Origin of the sequence: Actinosynnema sp. NPDC059335 (genome assembly GCF_042752395.1) — a bacterium.
Taxonomy (GTDB): domain Bacteria; phylum Actinomycetota; class Actinomycetes; order Mycobacteriales; family Pseudonocardiaceae; genus Actinosynnema.
Genome location: NZ_JBHYXZ010000091.1, coordinates 2,589 through 24,199, shown reverse-complemented (window position 1 = coordinate 24,199; position 21,611 = coordinate 2,589). Strand labels below are relative to the sequence as shown.

At 74.0% G+C, this 21,611-nt stretch carries 23 protein-coding genes; 1 reads left to right on the top strand and 22 read right to left on the bottom strand.

Annotated elements, in window-relative coordinates:
• Positions 1-659: 659 nt before the first annotated feature.
• The 10 genes from ACFXGA_RS25715 to xerD form a co-directional block, all read right to left on the bottom strand.
• Complete coding sequence (locus ACFXGA_RS25715; RefSeq protein WP_378091918.1) at positions 660-1,541, bottom strand: ABC transporter ATP-binding protein; 882 nt, start codon at positions 1,539-1,541, stop codon at positions 660-662.
• The gene (locus ACFXGA_RS25710) at positions 1,538-2,341 is read right to left on the bottom strand and encodes an ABC transporter permease (RefSeq protein WP_378091916.1); all 804 of its coding nucleotides are present in this window, start codon (positions 2,339-2,341) and stop codon (positions 1,538-1,540) included. Before ACFXGA_RS25710 ends, ACFXGA_RS25715 begins: the two co-directional genes overlap by 4 nt.
• Positions 2,338-3,105, bottom strand: a complete 768-nt coding sequence (locus ACFXGA_RS25705) for an ABC transporter permease (RefSeq protein WP_378091914.1) — start codon at positions 3,103-3,105, stop codon at positions 2,338-2,340. The genes ACFXGA_RS25710 and ACFXGA_RS25705 overlap by 4 nt, the downstream gene beginning before the upstream one ends.
• 494 nt (positions 3,106-3,599) lie before the next feature.
• Positions 3,600-4,343 (bottom strand): pseudouridine synthase, encoded by a 744-nt coding sequence (locus tag ACFXGA_RS25700; RefSeq protein ID WP_378091912.1) that lies wholly within the window; start codon positions 4,341-4,343, stop codon positions 3,600-3,602.
• A complete protein-coding gene (gene scpB / locus ACFXGA_RS25695) occupies positions 4,336-5,019 on the bottom strand; it encodes an SMC-Scp complex subunit ScpB (RefSeq protein WP_378091910.1) in 684 nt (227 codons plus the stop codon). Before scpB ends, ACFXGA_RS25700 begins: the two co-directional genes overlap by 8 nt.
• On the bottom strand, positions 5,016-5,885 hold the full coding sequence (locus tag ACFXGA_RS25690; RefSeq protein ID WP_378091908.1) for a segregation and condensation protein A: 870 nt from the start codon (positions 5,883-5,885) through the stop codon (positions 5,016-5,018). The genes scpB and ACFXGA_RS25690 overlap by 4 nt, the downstream gene beginning before the upstream one ends.
• The gene (locus ACFXGA_RS25685) at positions 5,882-6,202 is read right to left on the bottom strand and encodes a hypothetical protein (RefSeq protein WP_378091906.1); all 321 of its coding nucleotides are present in this window, start codon (positions 6,200-6,202) and stop codon (positions 5,882-5,884) included. Before ACFXGA_RS25685 ends, ACFXGA_RS25690 begins: the two co-directional genes overlap by 4 nt.
• Positions 6,199-7,173: a ParA family protein gene (locus ACFXGA_RS25680; protein ID WP_378091904.1), complete on the bottom strand. Its 975-nt coding sequence runs from the start codon at positions 7,171-7,173 to the stop codon at positions 6,199-6,201. Before ACFXGA_RS25680 ends, ACFXGA_RS25685 begins: the two co-directional genes overlap by 4 nt.
• A gap of 226 nt (positions 7,174-7,399) precedes the next feature.
• A complete protein-coding gene (locus ACFXGA_RS25675) occupies positions 7,400-7,783 on the bottom strand; it encodes an ArsR/SmtB family transcription factor (RefSeq protein ID WP_378091902.1) in 384 nt (127 codons plus the stop codon).
• Between the two features lie 50 nt (positions 7,784-7,833).
• Positions 7,834-8,715, bottom strand: a complete 882-nt coding sequence (gene xerD / locus ACFXGA_RS25670) for a site-specific tyrosine recombinase XerD (RefSeq protein ID WP_378091900.1) — start codon at positions 8,713-8,715, stop codon at positions 7,834-7,836.
• Between the two features lie 609 nt (positions 8,716-9,324).
• Between xerD and ACFXGA_RS25665 the strand changes: the two genes are divergently transcribed.
• A complete protein-coding gene (locus ACFXGA_RS25665; protein WP_378091898.1) occupies positions 9,325-9,921 on the top strand; it encodes a DUF1707 domain-containing protein in 597 nt (198 codons plus the stop codon).
• On the opposite strand, the gene ACFXGA_RS25660 is transcribed toward ACFXGA_RS25665, so the two are convergent.
• The 12 genes from ACFXGA_RS25660 to ACFXGA_RS25605 form a co-directional block, all read right to left on the bottom strand.
• Positions 9,910-10,320, bottom strand: a complete 411-nt coding sequence (locus tag ACFXGA_RS25660) for a DUF2752 domain-containing protein (RefSeq protein ID WP_378091896.1) — start codon at positions 10,318-10,320, stop codon at positions 9,910-9,912. The genes ACFXGA_RS25665 and ACFXGA_RS25660 overlap by 12 nt on opposite strands.
• 103 nt (positions 10,321-10,423) lie before the next feature.
• Positions 10,424-11,044 carry an NUDIX domain-containing protein gene (locus tag ACFXGA_RS25655; RefSeq protein ID WP_378091894.1) on the bottom strand — a complete coding sequence of 207 codons (621 nt, stop codon included), beginning with the start codon at positions 11,042-11,044 and terminating at the stop codon, positions 10,424-10,426.
• A complete protein-coding gene (locus tag ACFXGA_RS25650) occupies positions 11,041-12,729 on the bottom strand; it encodes a CTP synthase (protein ID WP_378091892.1) in 1,689 nt (562 codons plus the stop codon). The genes ACFXGA_RS25655 and ACFXGA_RS25650 overlap by 4 nt, the downstream gene beginning before the upstream one ends.
• A 227-nt stretch (positions 12,730-12,956) precedes the next feature.
• Positions 12,957-13,895: a copper transporter gene (locus tag ACFXGA_RS25645; protein WP_378091890.1), complete on the bottom strand. Its 939-nt coding sequence runs from the start codon at positions 13,893-13,895 to the stop codon at positions 12,957-12,959.
• Positions 13,892-15,076: a putative cytokinetic ring protein SteA gene (steA, locus tag ACFXGA_RS25640; RefSeq protein ID WP_378091888.1), complete on the bottom strand. Its 1,185-nt coding sequence runs from the start codon at positions 15,074-15,076 to the stop codon at positions 13,892-13,894. The genes ACFXGA_RS25645 and steA overlap by 4 nt, the downstream gene beginning before the upstream one ends.
• 93 nt (positions 15,077-15,169) lie before the next feature.
• The gene (locus ACFXGA_RS25635) at positions 15,170-16,009 is read right to left on the bottom strand and encodes a hypothetical protein (RefSeq protein WP_378091886.1); all 840 of its coding nucleotides are present in this window, start codon (positions 16,007-16,009) and stop codon (positions 15,170-15,172) included.
• Positions 16,010-16,192: 183 nt separating this feature from the next.
• On the bottom strand, positions 16,193-16,837 hold the full coding sequence (locus tag ACFXGA_RS25630; protein WP_378091884.1) for a hypothetical protein: 645 nt from the start codon (positions 16,835-16,837) through the stop codon (positions 16,193-16,195).
• Positions 16,834-18,615, bottom strand: coding sequence for a DNA repair protein RecN (gene recN, locus ACFXGA_RS25625; RefSeq protein WP_378091882.1), 1,782 nt, complete (start codon positions 18,613-18,615; stop codon positions 16,834-16,836). The genes ACFXGA_RS25630 and recN overlap by 4 nt, the downstream gene beginning before the upstream one ends.
• Before the next feature lie 75 nt (positions 18,616-18,690).
• A complete protein-coding gene (locus tag ACFXGA_RS25620) occupies positions 18,691-19,584 on the bottom strand; it encodes an NAD kinase (RefSeq protein ID WP_378091880.1) in 894 nt (297 codons plus the stop codon).
• A 143-nt stretch (positions 19,585-19,727) separates the two neighbouring features.
• Positions 19,728-20,534: a TlyA family RNA methyltransferase gene (locus ACFXGA_RS25615; RefSeq protein ID WP_378091878.1), complete on the bottom strand. Its 807-nt coding sequence runs from the start codon at positions 20,532-20,534 to the stop codon at positions 19,728-19,730.
• Positions 20,535-20,537: 3 nt separating this feature from the next.
• Positions 20,538-20,711, bottom strand: coding sequence for a hypothetical protein (locus tag ACFXGA_RS25610; protein ID WP_181320489.1), 174 nt, complete (start codon positions 20,709-20,711; stop codon positions 20,538-20,540).
• A 5-nt stretch (positions 20,712-20,716) separates the two neighbouring features.
• A complete protein-coding gene (locus ACFXGA_RS25605; protein WP_378091876.1) occupies positions 20,717-21,505 on the bottom strand; it encodes an HAD-IIA family hydrolase in 789 nt (262 codons plus the stop codon).
• Between the last annotated feature and the right edge of the window lie 106 nt (positions 21,506-21,611).

Here is a 21,611-nt window from a genome sequence, read left to right as displayed (position 1 = left end):
AGCCTTGTTCTCCGCCACGGCACGCGTTGTGCCCGTCCCGGAGAACAAGGCAATGGCCGCACTCGGAGAACAAGCGACGGCCGCATCCCCGGAAGAATCGGGGCCGACGACGAATCCGACACCCCCGGCGCACGGGAATCGCACTGCATTCGCCGCCGATTCCACCCCCTGGACCCCGTCGCGCCCCGCGAGGGGGCGGGCCGGCGGCGGCCGGACCCCATAGGAATTCCCGATGGAATGACCGCGGCACGGCCGACAAGACCCCGGCCGGCGCCACGCCGGGTAATCGGTCAATGACCGCACGCTGATCACCCGGCGGTGGCGGTTGATCAATTTCCGGCCCGGACCGATGTCGAATCGTTGCGAACGACCACCGTCGAAACGCGGCGGTGAACCGGCGTGATCCCCGGTCGGCGACGGCCGTCCGGGCCGGCCCGACCAGGCCCCGGCACACGCCCCAGGGCCGCTCGTCCGCGCTCTGCGGGCGTCCCCCGCCCACAGCCCCGGGTCCCACCCCTCACGGACGCGCTCAGCGCCCCGTACGCCGCCCGGAAACCCGTCCGCCACAACGACAACGGGCGACCCGCGTCGCCGGCCCGGGAGGGCCGTCGAGCCGCGGATCGCCCGTCGCACGTGCCAGGGGCTTACCGGGAGGGTGTTCAGGTCGTGGCGCGCTCCTCGGCCTCGGCCCGCGAGACCTCCGCCCGCTCCGCCTCGGCCCACTTCGCCGCCTGCTGCTCGTTCGCCAACCGCCGCGCCCGGACCTCCTCCGAGGTCTTGCCGACGTTCAGCAACCGCGCGACCTCCGCCCGCAGCGCGACGAACGCCTCGGACTCGCGCGTGGTGATCTGGTCCCGCTGCGCGGGCAGGTCCACCTTCAGGTCGGCCACCACCGAGGCGGGCGACGTGGACAGCACGAGGATCCGGTCGCCGAGGTAGACGCTTTCGTCGATGTCGTGCGTCACCACGAGCACCGTGGTGTCCTGCTCGGTGCGCACCTTCAGCAGCAGGTCCTCCAGCTCGAACCGGGTCTGCGCGTCCACCGACGCGAACGGCTCGTCCATCAGCAGCAGCGCGGGACGGTAGGCCAGCGCGCGGGCGATGGCGACGCGCTGCTGCATGCCGCCGGAGAGCTGCCACGGGTACTTGCGCCCCGCCGCCGACAGGCCGACCCACTCCAGCGCCTCGGCCGCGCGGGCGCGGCGCTCGGCGCGACCGAGGCTGCGGCGCAGCGGGAACTCGACGTTCTTCTGCACCGTCAACCAGGGGAACAGCGAGCGGCTGTAGTCCTGGAACACCACGGCCAGGTCGTCGGGCACGCCCCGGACCTCGTTGCCGTGCAGGCTGATCTCGCCGCGGGTCGGGCGGATCAGGCCGGAGATGGTGCGCAGCAGCGTGGACTTGCCGCAGCCGGACGGGCCGACCACGCAGACCAGCTCGCCGGTGCCGACGGTGAACGACAGGTCGGCGATCGCGGTGTGCGCGCCGTCCTTCGCCTGGTACGTGTGGCCGAGGTCGGCCACTTCGAGCATCGCGGTCATACTTTTTCCTCCACCGTCGCGGGGGTGCGCTCCTGCTTCGGTTGCCACGCAAGGGCTTTGCGCTCGAAGGCGAGGAGCACGGTGTTGAGGGCGTAGCCGAGGACACCCAGCAGGATGATCCCGGCCCACATGTCGGGGAAGTCGAACTCCCGCTGTGCGACGAGGAGTTGCGACCCGATCCCGTTGTCGGTTCCGACCAGTTCGGAGACGACCATGAGCACCAGCGACAGCGACAGGGAGACCCGCAACCCGGCGAAGATCTTCGGCGCCGCGGAAGGCAGGACGACACCGAGGATCCACTGTGGCTTGGGGATGCGGAACACCGCCGAGGTCTCGAACTTCGTGGCGTCGACGGAGCGGGCTCCGTCGACGGTGTTGAGCAGGATCGGCCACAGCACGCCGAAGACGATCGTGGCGAGCTGCATCCGGGTGCCGACGCTGAACACGAGCAGGAACACCGGCACCAGCAGCGGCGGCGGGATCGAGCGCATGAACGTCAGCAGGGGCCCGACGTACTCGGTGGCCGTCGCGGAACGGCCGAGCGCGACGCCGAGCGAGATGCCGAGCACGGCGGCGATGCCCCACCCGGCGAGCAACCGGCCGATGCTCGGCAGCATGTGCTCGAACACCGCGTCGGTGAGGAACAGGTCCCCGGCGGGGCCGGAGAACCACAGGTCGTGCGCCGCCGCGACGATCTCCGACGGCGGCGGGAAGAACGTGTCGTCTGCGTACCAGGTGAGCAGTTCCCAGACCACGACGAGGCCCGCGAACACCGCCCACCGCTGGACGAATCGGGTCACGACCGACCTCCGGTGACCGAGCTCCAGCCGACCCAGCGCCGCTGGGCCCGTTCCAGTCCTTCGTTGAGGGCGTAGCCGATCACGCCCGCGACCACGGTGCCGGCGAGGACGATGTCCATCCGGCCCGCGCCGCTGCGCGCGATCGCGATGTACTGCCCGATGCCGCCGGAGCCGCCTTCGAGCAGTTCCACGCTGACGATCACGACCAGGCTCGTCGTGGCGGCGAGCCGGATGCCGGTCAGCACGAACGGCGACGCGCTGGGCAGCGCCACGGACGCCAGCACGCGCAGCCGGCCCGCGCCGAACGCGCGTGCCGTCTCGACCAGCAGGGGGTCGAGCTCGTCGAGCGCGTAGATGGTGTTGAACAGGATGGGCCAGATCGCCGCGTACACCGCGAGGGTGATCTTGGTTTCCGGCCCGATGCCCAGCAGCAGCACCGCCAACGGGATCAGCGCCACCGACGGGATGGGGCGCAGGAACTCGATCACCGCGCGGGTGGCGTGCCGGACGGACGCCACGCTGCCCAGGACGAGGCCCAGCGGGACGGCGATCCCGGCGGACAGCCCCACGGCGATGAGGACGGCGAGGACCGTCGCGAGGACGTCCCGCAGGAAAGCCTCATCCCCCAACAACTTCACGAGTTCCACCGCTACGACGGACGGCGGTGGCAGGTACTCCGAGGGAACCAGCCGGGACCGGCCGAACAGCTCCCAGACGACGAGGAACCCGGCCACACCGAGCAGTCCTCGGGTGAGCGCACGCACGCGCAAACGCCTCTTCCCAGTTGATCAACCCCAGCCAACCCGGCTCAATCTAGAGAGAGAAGTCCGCCACCACAATGAGTGGCGGGAAAACTTCATGATGTGATCTTGCAACGGGCGCCCGAACCGCGCCGGCGCGGCCGAATCCCTTCCGCTGAGTGGAATCAGGGGTTGGCGCAGGGCGGGTCGTAGGGCATATCGGGGACGTGGGCCGCCGGCCGGTGACGGCGGGGTGGGCGGTGGCGCGGATCCGGGACACCACCTCGTCCGGGTTGGTTCCCCGGGAGCGCAGCGCCGAACCGCCCGCGCCGACGAGCGTGCGAGCACGCGGCGGCCGACGGCGAGCGCGGTGACCGGCCCGCCGCCGTCGACAGGTCCCACGCCGGGGCCGACCTGTGGGAGAACCGCGCCCCGAGGCAGCGGGCGGTGGAGCGGGGCAGGCGCTGAACAGGAGGGCGCTCGGCGGGGTAGGGAACCCCGCCGAGCGCCCGTCCCGGCTACAGCCCGACGGCCTTGTAGAGGGAGCCGACTTCCTGCCGGTTGAGCACCCGCATGGAGCCGGGGCGCTGGTTGCCCAGCCGCACGTCGCCGACGGCGGTGCGGACCAGGCTCTGCACGGGGTGGCCGACGTGGTCGAGCAGGCGGCGCACGATGTGCTTGCGGCCCTCGTGCAGGACCACCTCCACCAGCGCCTTGCCCGGCATGGACGAGATCAGCTTGAACGAGTCGACCGCGATCGGGCCGTCCTCCAGCTCGACGCCCGCGCGCAACCGCTTGCCCAGGTCCTTCGGGATCGGGCCGGGCACCTCGGCCAGGTAGGTCTTGGTGATCTCGTAGGACGGGTGCATGAGCCGGTGCGCGAGGTCGCCGTCGTTGGTCAGCAGCAGCAGGCCCTCGGTGTCGGCGTCGAGCCGGCCGACGTGGAACAGGCGTTCCTTGCGCTGGTGCAGGTAGTCGCCGACGCACGGCCGGTGGGCGTCGTCGTGCATGGTGGACAGCACGCCGCGCGGCTTGTTGAACGCGATGGTGACGACGTCTTCCTTCAGCACCACGCGCACGCCGTCCACGTGCACGACGGCGGTGTCCGGGTCGATGCGGCGGCCCTGCTCGCGGACCACCTCGCCGTCGACCTGGACGCGGCCGAGTTCGATCAGCTCCTCGGCGACCCGCCGCGAGGCGATGCCCGCCTTGGCGAGCACCTTCTGGAGCCGGATCCCCTCGGGGTGGGCCTGGTCAGACATCGTCGATCGCATCCACTTCGGGCAACAGGGGGGCGATCGGCGGCAGATCGCCCAACGACGACAGCCCCAACCGCTCCAGGAACAGTTCGGTCGTGCGGTAAAGGATGCCACCCGTGTCGGAGTCCGTGCCCGTCTCGGCGATCAGGCCGCGCGCGACGAGCGTGCGGATCACCCCGTCCACGTTCACCCCGCGCACCGCCGCGATCCGGGCCCTGGTCACGGGCTGCCGGTAGGCGATGACCGCGAGTGTCTCCAACGCGGCCCGGGTGAGCTTGGCGCGCTGCCCGTCGAGCAGCAGCTTCTCCACGAATGGCGCGAAGCGGTCCCGCGTGTAGAACCGCCAGCCGTCGCCGATTCTACGCAGGTCGATGCCGCTGCCCTGCTCGGTGTACCGGGCGGCCAGCCGGTGGAGGGCGGCGGTGACCCGTGCCACGGACTGCTCCAGCACGCCGGCGAGCTGCTCCTCGGCGATCGGGCTGTCCACGACGAGCAGGATCGACTCCAGCGCGCCCTCGAACTCGACGTCGTCGGACAGGTCGGGCAGGCCGCCCGCCTCGGCCTCCTCGTCGGCGGGCGGCTCCGGCGTCGGGAACAGGGCCGGCGCGGGGTCCCCCGCCGCGTCCGCCGGGGTGCGCGGTTCCCCCGGTGCCCCGACCCGCTCGACCTGGTCGCTCACCCGTACTCCTCGTCCTCGTCGCGGGCCTGTGCCCGCGCCTGTTCGATCGTCCCGCCGACCCACGTGATGCGCAGCTCGCCGAGCGGGTCCGGCTGCTCGAACGCCAGCACCTTCTCCCGGTACAGCTCCAGCAGCGCGAGGAACCGCGCGACGACCTCCATCGTCTCCGTGCACTCGGCGATGATCTCGGCGAACGTCGCCGTGCCGGCCTCCGCGAGCTGCGCGCGCAGCAGGTCGGCGTGCTCGCGCACCGAGACCCGGTGCTGGTGGATGTGCGAGGTGGACACCGTCGGCGGGGGCTTGGGCCGGAACACGGCGGCGGCGATCTCGGCGAACCGCCGGGCGTCCACGCCGAGCATCACCTCGGGCAGCAGCCCCTCGTAGCGCTGCTCCAGCGCCACCGACCGCGGGTAGCGCCGGTACGCGCCCCGTTCCAGCTCCCCGAACAGCGCCGCGACCTGCTTGTACGCCCGGTACTGCAGCAGGCGCGCGAACAGCAGGTCCCGCGCTTCCAGCAGCGCGAGGTCCTCCTCGTCCTCCACGTCGCCCGCGGGCAGCAGGCGGGCCGCCTTGAGGTCGAGCAGGGTCGCCGCGATGACCAGGAACTCGGTGGTCTCGTCCAGGTCCCACTGGTCGCCCAGCGCCCGGATGTGCGCGATGAAGTCGTCGGTGACCTGGTGCAACGCCACCTCGGTCACGTCGAGCGTGTGCTGCGAGATCAGCTGGAGCAGCAGGTCGAACGGGCCCTCGAAGTTGGTCAGCTTGACCTTGAACCGGCCGTCGTCGGGCGCGGGCGGGGCCTCGGGCGGCGCGACCTCGACCGGCGCGGGCGCCTCGGTGTCGGTCTCCGGCGCGTCACCGCTCACTGCTCGCGCAACCTACGCACGAGCAGCGAGTCGTCGCCGTGGCCTTCGAGGTCGTCCAGCACGATCGCGATGGCCTCGCGCACCACGCGTCCCCGGTCGACCGCGAGCCCGTGCTCGCCGCGCAGCGCGAGCCGCGCGTGCTCCAGCGCCAGCAGCTCCTCGTCGGACACGTACACGGTGATCTTGGTGGAGTGCTTCTGCCGCCCCGTGCCGCGGCGTTGGGCGGGCCGGTCGGGCGTGGTGGCGTCCGCGGACGCGGCACCGGTCGTGAGGCGGAACAGCTCGGACGCGCCCGGCAGCGATGGGCGTCGCGTCACCGGGCGATCACCTCGCGCGCCAACGCGCGGTACGCCCTCGCGCCCCCCGAGCGCGGCGCCCAGCGGGTGATCGGCTCGCCGGCGACGGTCGTCTCCGGGAACCGGACGGTGCGGTTGATCACCGTGTCGAACACGACGTCGCCGAACGCCTCGACCACGCGCGCCATCACCTCGCGCGAGTGCAGGGTGCGCGGGTCGTACATGGTGGCGAGGATGCCGGTGATCTCGAGCTTCGGGTTCAACCGCTCCCTGACCTTCTCGATGGTGTCTATCAGCAGGGCGACCCCGCGCAGGCTGAAGAACTCGCACTCCAGCGGGATGAGGACGCCGTCGGCCGCCGCCAGGGCGTTGACCGTGAGCAGGCCGAGCGACGGCTGGCAGTCCACCAGCACGTAGTCGTAGTGGTCGATGACGGGCCGCAGCGTGCGCACGAGCGTGTGCTCCCGGCCCACCTCGGACACGAGCTGGATCTCGGCGGCGGAGAGGTCGATGTTGCTGGGCAGCAGGTCCATGCCCTCGACCGGGGTGCGCATGATCACGTCGTCGACGCCGACGTCGCGCTCCATGATCACGTTGTAGATGGTCTGGTCGAGCTGGTGCGGGTGCACGCCCAGGCCGACCGACAGCGCGCCCTGGGGGTCGAAGTCGACCAGCAGCACCCGCCGGCCGTACTCGGTGAGGGCCGCGCCGAGGTTGATGGTGGACGTGGTCTTGCCGACCCCGCCCTTCTGGTTGCACACGGCGAGGATCTTCGCCGGGCCGTGCCGGGCGATCAGCGGAGGTTCGGCGACGTGGCGCAGGGGCCTGCCGGTCGGCCCGATGTCGCCCGCGACCTGCTCGGTCGCGTCGTCGTCGGCCGGTGCGGCGTGCGGGGCGAGGCTCAGCTCGACCGAGGCGCGCGGCACACCGGACCGTGGCGGGGGCGGTGGGGGTGCGCCCCACGGGTGGCCCGCGTGCTCCGGTGTCGACATCGCCTTCCCGATTCCTAGTCCTCTGCCTGGGCGCAGCCTAGGCACACCGAGGTCCACCAGCAACGCGCCCCGCCGAAGCGCGGCCGATCGTTCCCGGCACGTGCCCGTGCCGCCGGGCCGCTCACCGCGTCACGCCCACCGCGACCGCGCGCTGGTGGGCTCAGTGCACGCCCACCGGGTCGTCGCCCGTGCTCCGGTGCGCTCGGCGCGACCACCCTCGGTGCGCTCAGCGCGTCACACCCACCGCGACCACCGGGTCCTCGCCCGTGCCCCGGTCGGCGGGTCTGCCGGTCGTCTTGCGGCAGGTCCGCTCGGCGGCCTGGAGCACGACGTCGAGCAGGCCGGGGAACAGCTCGTCGAGGTCGTCGCGCCGCAGCGACACCCACCGCTGGTTGCCGCGCGCCCTGGTGCGGGTGATGCCCGCCTCCCGCAGCACCCGCAGGTGCTGCGACAACGTGGACTTGGCGACGTCGACCAGCAGCGCGCCGCACAGGCGTTCGCCGTCGGCCTCGATCTGCCGGACCACCGCCAGCCGGGTGGGGTCGCTCAACGCGTGCAGCACCGCGCCCAGCTCGATCGCACCGCGCTCGGGCTCGTCGAAGTTCGGCACTTGGTCGGCACCTCCGGCTCGTCGGGCCTGTCGTCGCAGGGGTGGACCGCTCATGTTCCACCCGTTGCGCGAGGATGAGCGGTCGCGTAGACCTCGCGCAAGGTGTTCACCGTGACCAACGTGTACACCTGCGTGGTCGTCACCGAGGCATGGCCCAGTAATTCCTGCACCACCCGCACGTCCGCGCCGCCTTCGAGCAGGTGGGTGGCGAACGAGTGGCGCAGCGTGTGCGGCGAGACCTCGGCCTCGATGCCCGCCCGTTCGGCGGCCGCCTTCAGCACGTGCCACGCCGTCTGCCGGGACAACCGGCCGCCGCGGGCGTTGAGGAACAGGGCGGGCGTGCCGCGTTTGGCGAGGACGGGGCGGGCGCGCACCAGGTAGGCGTCGAGGGCGTGCAGGGCGGGGCGGCCGACGGGGACGATGCGCTGCTTGCCGCCCTTGCCGTCGAGCAGCACGGTGCGTTCGGCGGCGTCCACGTCGTCCACGTCGAGGCCGACGACTTCCGAGATCCGCGCGCCGCTGGAGTACAGCAGTTCGAGCAGGGCGCGGTCGCGCAGGTGGGCCGGGGTGTCGGTGGGGCCGTCGAGGAGCTTGAGCACGTCGTCCACCGGGAGGGCCTTGGGCAGCCGGCGGGGCGGGGTCGGCGGGTGCACGGCGCGGGCGGGGTCGTGCGCGGCGAGCCCTTCGAGGTGGGCGAACCGGTGCAGGCCGCGGACGGCGACGAGGGTGCGGGCGGCGGAGGACGCGGCCAGGCCGGACTCGCGCAGCGTCGCGAGGAAGTCGCCGACCAGGGCCTCGGTGACCTCGGCGAGGTCGTGGACACCCCGCGCCGCCAGGTGCTCGGCGTACCGACGCAGGTCGCGCCCGTAGGAGTCGAGCGTGTTCCGCGCCGTGCCGCGCTCCACCGCGAGGTGGTCCAGGTAGGCGCGCATCGCACGCCCCGCCGGGGTGTCCGCGTGGACCTGACTCGCCCGACCCCCGGCACCCACGCCCGCCCTGCCCGGGGACTCCGCAGCACCGGCGTTCACCCTGCCCGCGGGTTCCTCCGTATCCGCGTCGGTCCCGCCGGGAGTCTCGGCCGCCACGCCGGCAGGCTCCGCATCCGCCTTGCCCACGCGCTCCGCAGCACCGGCGTTCACCCGGCCCGCGGGCTCCGCAGTGCCCGGCTCGGCCCGACGCGCAGGCCCCGCAGGGGTACCCGCCAAGGGGACCCCTGCTTTTACCTTACCGACGGGGTCCGACAATTCCGGCTCTCCGCCTCCGGCGGGCCCACTCCGCTCCCGCGCGCTCATCGCCGACCCGTCACCCCGTGCCGTGACCGTCCACCGGGACCGCCACGCACCGCGCCGGAACCGCCGAACACCACCCGAACGCCGTCGGCCGCCACGCCCGGCAGCGCGACCTTCGCCGGCCCCCACGTCGAGGCACGCGGCGCGCCCACCCCGGCCCACTCCCCCGACACCCCGATCACCACCCCGAAAGGGTAGGTCGACCAGCGGGTTCCGGCCCGGCCAGGGGGTCGGGGCTGTTAGCGTCTACCCGTGTCGGAACCACACCAGGTGCGCATCGGCGACCAGCAACGCGAGGACGCGATCAGCGCGCTGAACGACCACTTCGCGGCCGGTCGGCTGGAGATCGGCGAGTACGAGCAGCGCGTCGGCTACGCGTCCGCGGCCCAGTCCGCGCAGGAGCTGGCCGCCCTGTTCCACGACCTGCCGCAGCCGCACCCGACGTTCCTGCCGCCCGGCTACCCGCCGACCGCCGGTTACGCCGCGCCACCGCCGCCCGGCTACCCGACGCCCGGTCAGGGCATCCCCGGCTACGCGCCGCCCGGCTACGCGGACCCGTCCCAGCACTACGGCACGGCGTACGGCTACCCGCCCGGGTTCAACCCGAACGCGCCGTACGGCGTGGACCCGTTGACCGGCCAGCCGCTGTCGGACAAGTCGCGCATCGCGGCCGGCGTGCTGCAGCTCGCGCTGCCGTTCGGCATCGGCCGGTTCTACATCGGCGACACGGCGATCGGCATCGCCCAGCTCCTGACCTGCGGCGGGTGCGGCATCTGGTCGCTCATCGACGGGATCATCCTGCTGGTCAACGGCGGCACGGACAGCCAGGGCCGCAAGCTACGCGACTAGGTTCCGCACGACCATCCACGTGACGGCCAGCGCCACCACCGGCACGCCGACCTTCCGCGACACCGGCGGCGTCGGCCGGCCGGCCCGGGCCGCCCGGAACCAGCGCACCCACAGCCACGCCAGCAGCGGCAGCCCGGCCGGCAGCATGACCGCGTTGAAGTGCCAGGCGGCGGCGAGGTCGCCGTGCAGCAGGGCGTGCACCATCCGCGTGGTCCCGCAGGCCGGGCACTGGATGCCGGTCAACGCGTACAGCGGGCACGGCGGCAGCAGCGACCCTGGTTGGTTGGGGTCCACGACCAGCAGCAGCCCGCACCCGGCCACCGCCGCCGCGGCCACCGCCAACGGCCCCCGCACACCCGCGCCCACCCTCATCCGCCGCTCCCCGAACGCAGAACTCACCCGTCCTGAACGTACGACACACGAGACCCGAACGTACGACTCACGCGTTCTGGAGGTAGGACACGCGGGCGCCGGACGGTGCGTCCGGCGCCCGCGGGCGCCGTCAGGAGCGGCGGGCGGCGAAGCGGGTCGGGCGGTCGCGGAACGGGGCGTCGGACGGGCGGCCCCGGCCGCCCGCGGCGACCACGGTGTGCGCGGCCAGCAGCCCGGCCACCGCCGGCCCGTTGACGATGTCCCCGGCCAGCACCATGTCCACCGCCTCGGCCAGCGGGAAGCGCCTGGCCTCCAGGTCGGCCTCCTCCTCGCCCTGCACGTCGCGGTCCACCTCGGAGAGCCCGCGGGCCAGGAACACCCGCACCACCTCGTCGGTGAACCCCGGCGACACGGCCACGTCCACCAGCGTCACCCACTCCGACGCGGCCAGCCCGACCTCCTCGGCCAGCTCTCGCCGCGCGGCGTCCAGCGGCGACTCGTCACCGCCGTCCAGCAACCCGGCCGGCAGCTCCCACAGCCGCCGCCCCAGCGGGTGCCGGTACTGGTCGATCAGCGTCACCGCGCCGTCGTCGTCCAACGCCACCACGGCCACCGCGCCGAGGTGCTCCACCACCTCGCGCGACGCCGTGCCGCCGCCGGGCATGGCGACCTCGTCCACCCGCAGCGCCACGACGCGGCCCACGTGCACGTCCCGCGTCGACACCGTCTCGAACTCATGCCGGGCGCTCACTGCGCGGCCCCCGCCGGCTCGGGCAGCGGCAGCCGGTCGGCCAGCCGGTAGTCCAGCGCCGCCTTCACGAACGCCGCGAACAGCGGGTGCGGGCGGGTCGGCCGGGACTTCAGCTCCGGGTGCGCCTGCGTGGCCACGAAGAACGGGTGCACGTCGGCGGGCAGCTCGACGAACTCCACCAGCCGCCCGTCCGGCGACGTGCCGGAGAACACGAGCCCCGCGGACGCGAGCCGGTCCCGGAACGCGTTGTTGACCTCGTACCGGTGCCGGTGCCGCTCCGAGACCTCCAGCGACCCGTACGCGTTCGCCACCTGCGACCCCGGCAGCAGCGACGCCGGGTACGCGCCGAGCCGCATCGTGCCGCCCATGTCGCGCTGCCCGGAGACGACGTCCTCCTGGTCGGCCATGGTGCTGATGACCGGCGACCCGGTGTCCTCGAACTCGGCGGAGTTCGCGTCGGCGATGCCCGCGAGGTTGCGCGCCGCCTCGATGACCAGGCACTGCAAGCCCAGGCACAGGCCCAGCAGCGGGATGCCGCGGGTCCGGGCGTGGGTGATCGCGCCGATCTTGCCCTCGATGCCGCGCACCCCGAACCCGCCGGGGATGAGGATCGCGTCGAGCCCGGCCAGGGCGTGGGCCGCACCGGACGGCGTCTGGCACTCGTCGGACGGCACCCACACGATCTCGACCTTGGTGCGGTGCGCGAACCCGCCCGCGCGCAGCGCCTCGGTCACCGACAGGTAGGCGTCGGGCAGGTCGACGTACTTGCCGACCAGGCCGATGCGGACCTTCTCGGACGGGTTGTGCACGCGGTCGAGCAGGTCGCCCCACACGGTCCAGTCGACGTCGCGGAACGGCAGGTCGAGCCGCCGCACCACGTACGCGTCGAGGCCCTCGCCGTGCAGCACCTTCGGGATGTCGTAGATCGACGGCGCGTCGACCGCCGCGACCACGGCCTCGGTGTCCACGTCGCACATCAGGCCGATCTTGCGCTTCAACGAGTCCGGGATCTCCCGGTCGGCCCGGCACACGATGGCGTCGGGCTGGATGCCGATGTTGCGCAGCGCGGCCACGGAGTGCTGCGTCGGCTTGGTCTTCAGCTCGCCGGACGGGGCGAGGTAGGGCACCAGCGACACGTGCAGGAAGAACACGTTGTCCCGGCCCACGTCGTGGCGCACCTGCCGGCACGCCTCCAGGAACGGCAGGGACTCGATGTCGCCGACCGTGCCGCCGACCTCGGTGATCACCACGTCGGGCGCGACGCCGTCGGGCCCCGGCTCGGCCATGGCCCGGATGCGCCGCTTGATCTCGTCGGTGATGTGCGGGATGACCTGCACGGTGTCGCCCAGGTACTCGCCGCGCCGCTCCTTGGCGATGACCTCCGAGTACACCTGGCCGGTGGTGACGTTGGCGTCGCCGGACAGGTCGCGCGCCAGGAACCGCTCGTAGTGGCCGATGTCGAGGTCGGTCTCCGCGCCGTCGTCGGTGACGAACACCTCGCCGTGCTGGAACGGGTTCATCGTGCCCGGGTCCACGTTCAGGTACGGGTCCAGCTTCTGCATGGTCACCCGGAGACCACGTGAGGTGAGCAGCTGACCGAGGCTCGACGCGGTCAACCCCTTGCCGAGGGAGGAAGCCACACCCCCGGTGACGAAAACGTGCTTGGTCGTACGTGCCTGCTGCACCAAGGAGGCTCCCCGTGGTCTGGATGTCCGCTAGGGGCCGGCCGCGGTGGTCCCGCACTGCTCAGCGCCCTGTCCACGGGCCCTAACGCTAACACGCCGCCGGTCACCGAGCGCGCTGGTGGGTGCCGAGTCCAGTCACTCGGATGGCGTAGGGCCGGTCGAACACCGGACCACGTGTCCGCGAACCGCTCGGGAACGCCGGGTTCCGCCCCGGCGAACGCGGCGGCTCAGCCTGCCGTTCCCGGCGCGGGGCCTTCGGCATTGCCCGCCACCCCGTACCGCCCGGCCTTGCCGTCCAGCTGCTCACGCAGCGCGAGCACCACGACCACGCGCCCGGCCGCGGTGTCGGCGTTGTCCACGGTGGACAGCACGGACGTCGCGGCCGTGTCCGCCCGCACCACGCCGACCGGGCCCGTGCCGTCGGCCGAGCCCTCCCCGCCCGCCAGCACGACGCCCGCGCCGGACCGGTCGAGCTGGGCGGCGAACCGCGCCACCACGGCGGCCCGGTCGGCGGCCGAGTCGCCCTCGACCGCGCCACCGGTCAGCACCACGGCCGTCTGCGCGGGCCGCAGGCCCTGGCCGGCCTTGACGAACCCGGCGCTGGACAGCCCGCCGAGCGCGGCCGCCAGCTCGTCGGGCGTGGCCCGCGGCTGCCCGGTCCGGGGGTCGAGCAGCAGCACGGACCCGAACAGGCCGCCCGCGCGGGTGCCGGGGTCCGCGCCGGTGGGCAGCCTGCTGCCCGCGGGCTGCAACCGGGCGACGAGGTCGAGGAGCTGGTCGGCCTTGTCCGGGTCGGTGAACGCCTCGGTGAGCTGCAGCTCGCCGGTGACCGTCGCGCCGGCCGAACCGAGCAGCGCGGTCAGCGCGTCGCGGTCGCCGGGCGCGGCGTCGGCGGTGGTGACCAGCACGACGGTCCGCTCGGCCAGGTGCTCCCGCACCGCCTGGGGGCCGACGGAGGCCGCGAACCGGTCGGCGTCGGCGAGGCGGGCGTCCAGGCCGTTGCGCTCCGCCCGCAGCGCGGCGACCTCCCGGCCCAGCGACGTGTTGTCGTCGTTGAGCCCCGACAGCACCCGGCCGCTGATCGCGGTCGAGCCCAGCACCACCCCGACCGCCAGCGCCAGGAACACCGCGGTGACGGAGACGACGTGGTAGCGCAGCGAGATCACCCGGACCACCCCCTGAACCAGTCGACGACGGATCGGATCGCGTCGGCGGCGACGTCGACGTAGGCGCCGCCGAGCCCGGACACGGCGACCGCGGCCGCCATCGCGAGGACCGCGGCCAGCGCCGGCAGCACCACCAGGCCCGTCGAGGTCCGCCCCCGGTGCAGGGTCGCGACCGCGCGGGAGTCCACGAGCTTGTCGCCGAGCTTGAGCCGGGTGAGGAACGTGGACGGCGTGGACCCGGAGTTGCCGCGGTCGAGGAACTCGCGCAGCCCCGCCCGCAGGCCCACGGTCACCACCAGCACCGCGCCGTGCGCCTCGGCCAGCAGCAGCGCCAGGTCCTCGGCGTTGCCCGTGGCGGGGAACGTCACCGCGCCGATGCCGAGGTCCTGGATCCGCTCCAGGCCGGGCGCGTGCCCGTCGACCTGCGCGGGCACCACGACCTCCGCGGCCGACCGCAGCGTGGCGGTGCCGATCCCGTCGGGGTCGCCGACGACGACGTCCGGCGCGTACCCGGCGTCGTGCAGGGTGTCCGCGCCCGCGTCGACGCCGATCAGCACGGGCCGGTGGTCGCGGACGTACTTGCGCAGCGCGCGCAGCTCCTCGGCGTGCCGGGGGCCGCCCGCGACGACCAGCACCTCCCGGTCGCGGATCGGCACGTCCAGCTCGGGCACGCCGACGCCGTCGAGGATCAGCGACCGCTCCCGGCGCAGGAACTCGATGGTGTTCGCGGAGAACGCCTCCAGTTGCGCGGCCATGCCCGCCTTGGCCTCGATCAGCGCGTCGGCGATCGACTCGGCGTTCTGCTCGACGCCCCGCGCGACCTCCTTGTCACCGACGAACACCGCGCCGTCGTGCAGCCGCAGCTTCGTGCCGTCCCGGACCTCCCGCAGCACCGCCGGGCCGACGTCGTCGATCAGCGGGACACCCGCCGCGACCAGCAGCTCGGGGCCGAGGTTCGGGAACCGGCCGGAGATGGACGGCGACGCGTTGACCACGGCCGCCACCTCGGCGTGCACGAGCGCCTCGGCCGTGCGGCGGTCGAGGTCGACGTGGTCGAGGACCGCGACGTCACCGGGGCTCAGCCGGCGCAGCAGGTCGGCCGAGCGGCGGTCGACCCGCGCCACCCCGGTGACGCCTGGCGGTTCGTGGTGCGCGCGGCCGAGCAACCCGGAGAGCTTCATGGACCGATGGTGACCCACGTCGCACGCGACCGGAGGCCAACACGCCGAGCCCGATCGTGGCTGGTCAGTGCCACCGGTGATCCACAGTGGACGTTATCCCCCGGTAGGGTGACGTCGGTCGTCCGGGGACGGGGAGGCTCCCGGGAACTCCACCACCGGAGGCAGGTGCGCCACCGGGGGCGCGACGGGACCGGGCTGCACCGGACCGGGCTGCGATGGACCGGGCGACACCGGACCGGGCTGCGATGGACCGGACTGCGGCACCGGCCCCGGAGCCGCCGGACCGGACTGCGGCACCGGACCGGGAGCCGCCGGACCACCGGGTGGCACGTCCGACCCGGACACCGGCATGGGGAAGCCGAACGGCGGCGTGTCGTCGTCGTCCACCTGGTACACCGACACCCCCGCCGGCCTCGGCGTGCGCGGCGGCCAGTCGTGCGCCAGCACGGCCCCGGCGACCATCGCCACCGAGGCGAGCAGGAGCAGCCAGGCGCCCGCGCCGACGAACTTCTCCGTGGTCACGATCGGCGCGACGTCGACGCTGCCGAAGAGCGTCCGCATCGTCTCCAGCACCGCCCACACCGTGCCGACGACCACCCCCACGGCCGCGAGCACGCCGAACCGGCCGACCGCGGCGAGCAGCGGCGACCGCAGTTGCAGCAGCGCGCCGACCGCGGCCACGACGGCGGCCAGGACGAGCCCGTACCCGTAGACGGGGTACAGGCCGGAACCGAGGTACTCGGTCGGCGGCGGGGGCTCCTGCACGTACTCCCACCCGGTGATCGCCACCAGCCGGCGCACCCCGCCGGGCAGCGGGCCGTTCACCCCCGGCCGCATGGTCGTCTCCACCCCGTACAACGGGAGGAGCGAGCCCAGCACCACGAACAGCGCACCCGCGCCGATGGTGGTGACCGCGATCGCGCGCCGGGTCATGTGCGGTTCTCCTCGGGTCCGGGGACGAACCGAAGCCCGTCCGCGCCGACCACACCAGGTGTACCAGCGGTACCGGCTCCCGCGCCGCCGCCAACCGGCCGACCGCCCACCGCCGGCCGCGTGCGCATCGCCGGCCGGCCGTGTCACCCCCGGGCCACCGGCACCACGCCGTGGCCGCCCGGGTCACGCCCCGGCGGTCGGTGGTTCGCTACGGCGGTCCGGCCCGGTCTCCGGGAGCCGGGCGACCTCGACCTCCGGCGCCGGGAAGCCGAACGGCGGCGTGTCCGTGTCCGCGTCCACCGCGTCGTCGTCCACCCGGTACACCACCGGCCCGTCGGGCCGCGGCTGCGGACGCCGGGCGTGCAGCAGCACCACGCCCACCACCGCGACCAGCACCGACCCGGCCAGCACGGCGATGCCCTCGTCGGCCCGCACGCCCAAACCGGCCTCGTCCTGGGCCTCCGCGTTGCCGACCGCGGACACGACGGCGGCCCCCGTCGCCCACACCGCGCCGAGGAGCAGGCCCGTCCCGGCGATCGCGAGGTAGCGGGCGGCCAGGCGCTGCGCCTCCGGCAGGAACACCAGCGCCGCCGCGATCGCCAGCAGCACCGCCGACACGACGATCGGCACCCCGTACTGAGGGCTCCGCACGATCGGCGACTCCATGCCCACCGGGAGGGTGAACACGTACTCCCAGGACGTCACGTGGACCATGGGCGGCGAGTCGCCGCGGTGGACGCCCTGCGAGTACAACGGCCGGAACGTGCCCGCCACGGCCACCCCGCCGGCCACCACCAACAAGGCCGCGCCGAGCAGCCTTCGGTTCACTTCTTCTTCGCCTTGCGCCGCACCACGGGCACGCTCTCCTTGTCGGCCTTCGCCGCCGCCAGCAGCTCCTCGGCGTGCGCGCGGCCGGTGTCGGTGGAGTCCATGCCCGCGAGCATCCGCGCCAGCTCGACCACCCGCTGCGACTCGTCCAGCCGGCGCACCCCGCTGCGGGTCAGCACGCCGTCCGCGGTCTTGTCCACCACCAGGTGCCGGTCGGCGAACGCCGCCACCTGCGGCAGGTGCGTCACCACGATCACCTGGTGGCTGCGCGCCAACCGGGCCAGCCGGCGTCCGACCTCGACCGCCGCCCGGCCGCCGACCCCGGCGTCCACCTCGTCGAACACCAGCGTGGGCACCGGGTCGGAGTGCGACAGCACGACCTCCAGCGCCAGCATCACCCGCGACAGCTCACCGCCCGACGCGCCCTTGTGCACGGGCAGCGCGGGCGCGCCGGGGTGCGCGATCAGCCGCAGCTCCACGTCGTCCACCCCGCTGGACCCGGCGTGCAGCAGCTGCCCGTCCACGTCCAGCGCCTGCGGGTCGCCCGGCTCGGTGGGCCGGGGCCGCACCGCGACCTCGACCGTGGCGTGCGGCATGGCCAGGCCCGTCAGCTCGTCCGACACCGCCCGGCCCAGCTCCTCGGCCGCGGCCAGCCGCTCGGCGGTCACCCGCCGGGCGTACCCGGCCAGCTCCACCGCCAGCTCGTCGCGCCGCGCGGCCAACGCCGCCAGCGCCTCGTCCGACGTGTCCAGCCCGGACAGCCGCGAGGACGCGTCCCGCGCCCACGCGATCACCCCGTCCACGTCGGCGGCGTACTTGCGGGTCAACGACTTCAGCTCGGCCTGGCGGGCGAGCACCTGCTCCAGCCGCGCCGGGTCCGCGTCCAGGTGCTCCAGGTAGGACGCGATCTCCGCGCCCACGTCGGCCAGCAGCGTCTCCGCCTCCACCAGCCGCGGCTCCAGCTCGCGCAGCTTCGGGTCGTCCGACGCGGTCAGCCGCCGCCGGGCCTCGCCGATCAGGCCGAGCGCGCCCGGCACGTCCGGGTCGCCGTCGGGCGAGCCGGACACCGCGTACTGCGCCCCCGACGCCGCCTCCCGCAGCTGGTCGGCGTCGGCGAGCCGGCGCGCCTCGGCGACCAGCTCCTCGTCCTCGCCCGGCTTCGGGTCGATCGCCTCGATCTCGGCCAGCCCGTGCCGCAGCAGCTCGGCCTCGCGGGCCAGCTCGTGCGACCGCGCGGTGCGCTCGGCCAGCTCGGTCGCCACCCGCAGCCACTCGTCGCGGACCTTCCGGTAGCCGCGCAGCGGCTCGGCGACCTCGTCACCGGCGAACCGGTCGAGCACCGACCGCTGCTCGGCGGGCCGCAGCAGCCGCAGCTGGTCGTTCTGCCCGTGCACCGCGAGCAACTGCTCGGCCAGCTCCGACAGCACGCCCACCGGCACGGACCGGCCGCCCAGGTGCGCCCGGGACCGGCCGTCGGCGCCGACGGTGCGGACCGCGATCACGCTGCCGTCGTCGTCGGGCTCGCCGCCGACCTCCTCGGCGACCTTCGCCGCCGGGCTGCCCGCGGGCGCGACGAACCGGCCCTCGACCACCGCCTTGTCCGCGCCGTTGCGCACGCGGGACGCCTCGGCCCGGCCACCGCCCAGCAGGTGGAGCCCGGTGACGACCATGGTCTTGCCCGCCCCGGTCTCGCCCGTCACCACGGTGAAACCGGCATCGAGCTCAAGGGTGGCCTCGTCGATCACACCGAGGCCCTGGATGCGCATCTCGGCCAGCACGCCCGGAACACTACTGGGCGACGCGGGCAAAGCGTGTGCTCGGGGGCCGGTGTCCGGTAGTTGATCTCGCCGGCCTCAGTGGGCCGACGGGCCGCGCCACCCCTGCACCGGCAGCTCGAACTTCTCCACCAGCCGGTCGGTGAACGGACCCGGCCGCAGCCGGATCAACCGCAGCGGGGTGCGGCCGCCCACCACCTCGACCCGCGCGCCCGGCGGCAGGTTCACCGTGCGGCGGCCGTCCGCGCACAGCACCGCCGGGTGGCCCTCCGGGTCGACCTCCAGCGCCACCACGGACGCCGGCGACACCACCAGGGGCCGCGCGAACAGGGCGTGCGCGTTGCTCGGCACGACCAGCAGCGCCTGCACGTCCGGCCACACCACCGGCCCGCCCGCGGAGAACGCGTACGCCGTCGACCCGGTCGGGGTCGCCACCAGCACGCCGTCGCAGCCGAAGGCCGACACCGGCCGCCCGTCCACCTCCACCACGACGTCCAGGATCCGCTCGCGGGTGCTCTTCTCCACGCTGGCCTCGTTGAGCGCCCACGTGCCCTCCAGCACCTCGCCGTCGACCGACGCCGTCACGTCGAGCGTCATCCGCTCCTCGACGTCGTAGTCCCGGTCCACGACGTGCGTGATCGCCTCGTACAGCGCGTCGGAGTCCGCCTCGGCCAGGAACCCCACCCGGCCCAGGTTCACCCCGAGCACCGGCACCCCCGCCGCCCGCGCCAGCTCGGCCGCCCGCAGCAGCGTGCCGTCGCCGCCGAGCACGAACACCAGCTCGGTGCCCTCGGCGGCCTTGTCGTCGGCCGGCACGACCTGCGCGTAGCACGTCGGGTCCAGCTCGGGCGCTTCGTCCTCCAGCACCCGCAGCCGCACGCCGCCCGCCGCGAACCGCGCCGCGACCTCCTGGGCGACCAGCACGTTGCTGCGCCGCCCGGTGTGGACGACCAGCAGGATCTCCCTCGTCACCGGACCGTCCTCACTAAGGGCCTGCTCACCGGAGCCTGCTCACTGGGGGCCTTCCCACTCGGGCCTCCTCATCGGGGCCTCCTCGAACGCGGGCCTCCTCATCGGAGGCATCGTCACCGGGAGCCTGCTCACCGGGAGCCTGCTCACCGGGGGCCTTCCGCCACGGCCGCGCGCACGAGCGCGGCGGCGTCGGCCGCGTCGAGGGGTTCACCCCGGCGCAGCCACACGAAGAACTCGACGTTGCCCGACGGTCCCGGCAGCGGGCTCGCGGTGACGCCGTGCAGGCGCAGGCCGAGCCCGGCGGCCGACGCCACCACGTCCAGCACCGCCTCCGCGCGCAGCTCCGGGTCCCGCACCACGCCGCCCGAGCCCAGGCGTTCCTTGCCGACCTCGAACTGGGGCTTCACCATCGGCAGCAGGTCGCCGCCCTCGTCCAGGCAGGAGGCCAGCGCCGGCAGCACCAGCCGCAGCGAGATGAACGACAGGTCCGCCACCACCAGGTCGACCGGGCCGCCGATGTCCTCGGGGGTCAAGGACCGCACGTTCGTCTTGTCCTTGACCACGACCCGGTCGTCGGTGCGCAGCCGCCAGTCCAGCAGGCCGCGGCCCACGTCGGCGGCCACCACCTGCCGCGCGCCCGAGCGCAGCAGCACGTCGGTGAACCCCCCGGTGGACGCGCCCGCGTCCAGGCACCGCCTGCCCGCCACGACCACCCCGTCGAACGCCTCCAGCGCGCCGACGAGCTTGTGCGCGCCCCGCGAGGCGTAGTTCGGGTCGTCGGTCTCGCGGACCACCAGCGCGGTGTCCAACTCGACGGCGGTCGCGGGTTTCGTGGCCACCGAGCCCCGCACGGTCACGCGGCCCTCGGCGACGAGTTGGCTCGCGTGCTCCCGTGACCTGGCCAGCCCGCGGCGGACCAGTTCGGCGTCCAGCCGAGCCCTGCGCGGCACCGGTCAGACCTTGTCGATGCTGGACAACGCGGCCGTCAACGCCGTGTGCGCGTCGTCGAACCGGGCCACGTGCTCGACCACGTCGAGCGCGTCCAGCCCGTCGAGACCGGCCAGGGCGTCGTCGATCCCGGCCACGGGATCACGGGGCGGGCCGGGGAGGGGGACCTCGAAGCTCACAGGAATCAAGGTAGCCGATGCAGCGCGGACAGGTCCGCCGCCACGTAGGTCGGCCGCCGGTCCTCGGGCAGGGCCGTCGCCTCGGCTTCGGTGGACACGCCGGTGAGCACCAGCAGCGAGTCCATGCCCGCGTTGACCGCGCCCGCGATGTCGGTGTCCAACCGGTCGCCCACCACCAGCGGCCGCTGCGCGCCCGCCGACTTCGCGGCCTGCTCCAGCAACGGCGTGGCCGGCTTGCCCGCCACCAGCGGCTCCCGGCCCGTCGCCGTCCGCAGGGCCGCGACCAGCGACCCGTTGCCCGGCAGCAGACCCCGTTCGGTCGGCAGCGTCGCGTCCACGTTGCACGCGATCCAGTGCGCCCCGCCCTGGCGGATCGCCACGCACGCCTCGGCCAGCTCGCGCCAGCCCAAATCCTGGGAGAGGCCCTGCACGACAGCCCGCGCGTCCTCGGCGCGGTCCGTCGGCTCATAGCCGCGCAGCCGCACCTGCTCGGCCAGCGCGTCCGTGCCCAGGACCAGCACCGGCACGCCGCGCGGCACCAGGTCGAGCAGCATCGCCGCGCCCGCCTGGGCGCTCGTGCTCACCTCGTCCAGCGCGGCGTCGAACCCCAGCTCGGTCAGGTGCTCGGCGACCGTCTCCGGCGACCGGGAGGCGTTGTTGGTGACGAACCGGATGCCGGTGCCGTGCGCGCGGGCGGCGGCGACCGCCTCGACCGCGCCCGGCACGGCTTCCCGCCCCCGGTAGACCGTCCCGTCGAGGTCGAGCAGCAGGGCGTCGTAGCGGTCCAGCAGCACAGGCTTCTCCGTTCGGGAATCTTCCGGTCGCACACAGTCTGGAGGGGGGGGGCCCCCCGGGGGGGGGGCCCCCCGGGGGGGGGTGGGGGGGGCCCCCCCCCACAGC

Coding starts and splice junctions, on each gene's coding strand:
- steA (WP_378091888.1), bottom strand. CDS start 15,076: ATGAAGCTCTCCGGGTTGCTCGGCCGCGCGCACCACGAACCGCCAGGC.
- ACFXGA_RS25680 (WP_378091904.1), bottom strand. CDS start 7,173: ATGTCGACACCGGAGCACGCGGGCCACCCGTGGGGCGCACCCCCACCG.
- xerD (WP_378091900.1), bottom strand. CDS start 8,715: ATGCGCGCCTACCTGGACCACCTCGCGGTGGAGCGCGGCACGGCGCGG.
- ACFXGA_RS25700 (WP_378091912.1), bottom strand. CDS start 4,343: ATGTCTGACCAGGCCCACCCCGAGGGGATCCGGCTCCAGAAGGTGCTC.
- ACFXGA_RS25635 (WP_378091886.1), bottom strand. CDS start 16,009: ATGACCCGGCGCGCGATCGCGGTCACCACCATCGGCGCGGGTGCGCTG.
- ACFXGA_RS25715 (WP_378091918.1), bottom strand. CDS start 1,541: ATGACCGCGATGCTCGAAGTGGCCGACCTCGGCCACACGTACCAGGCG.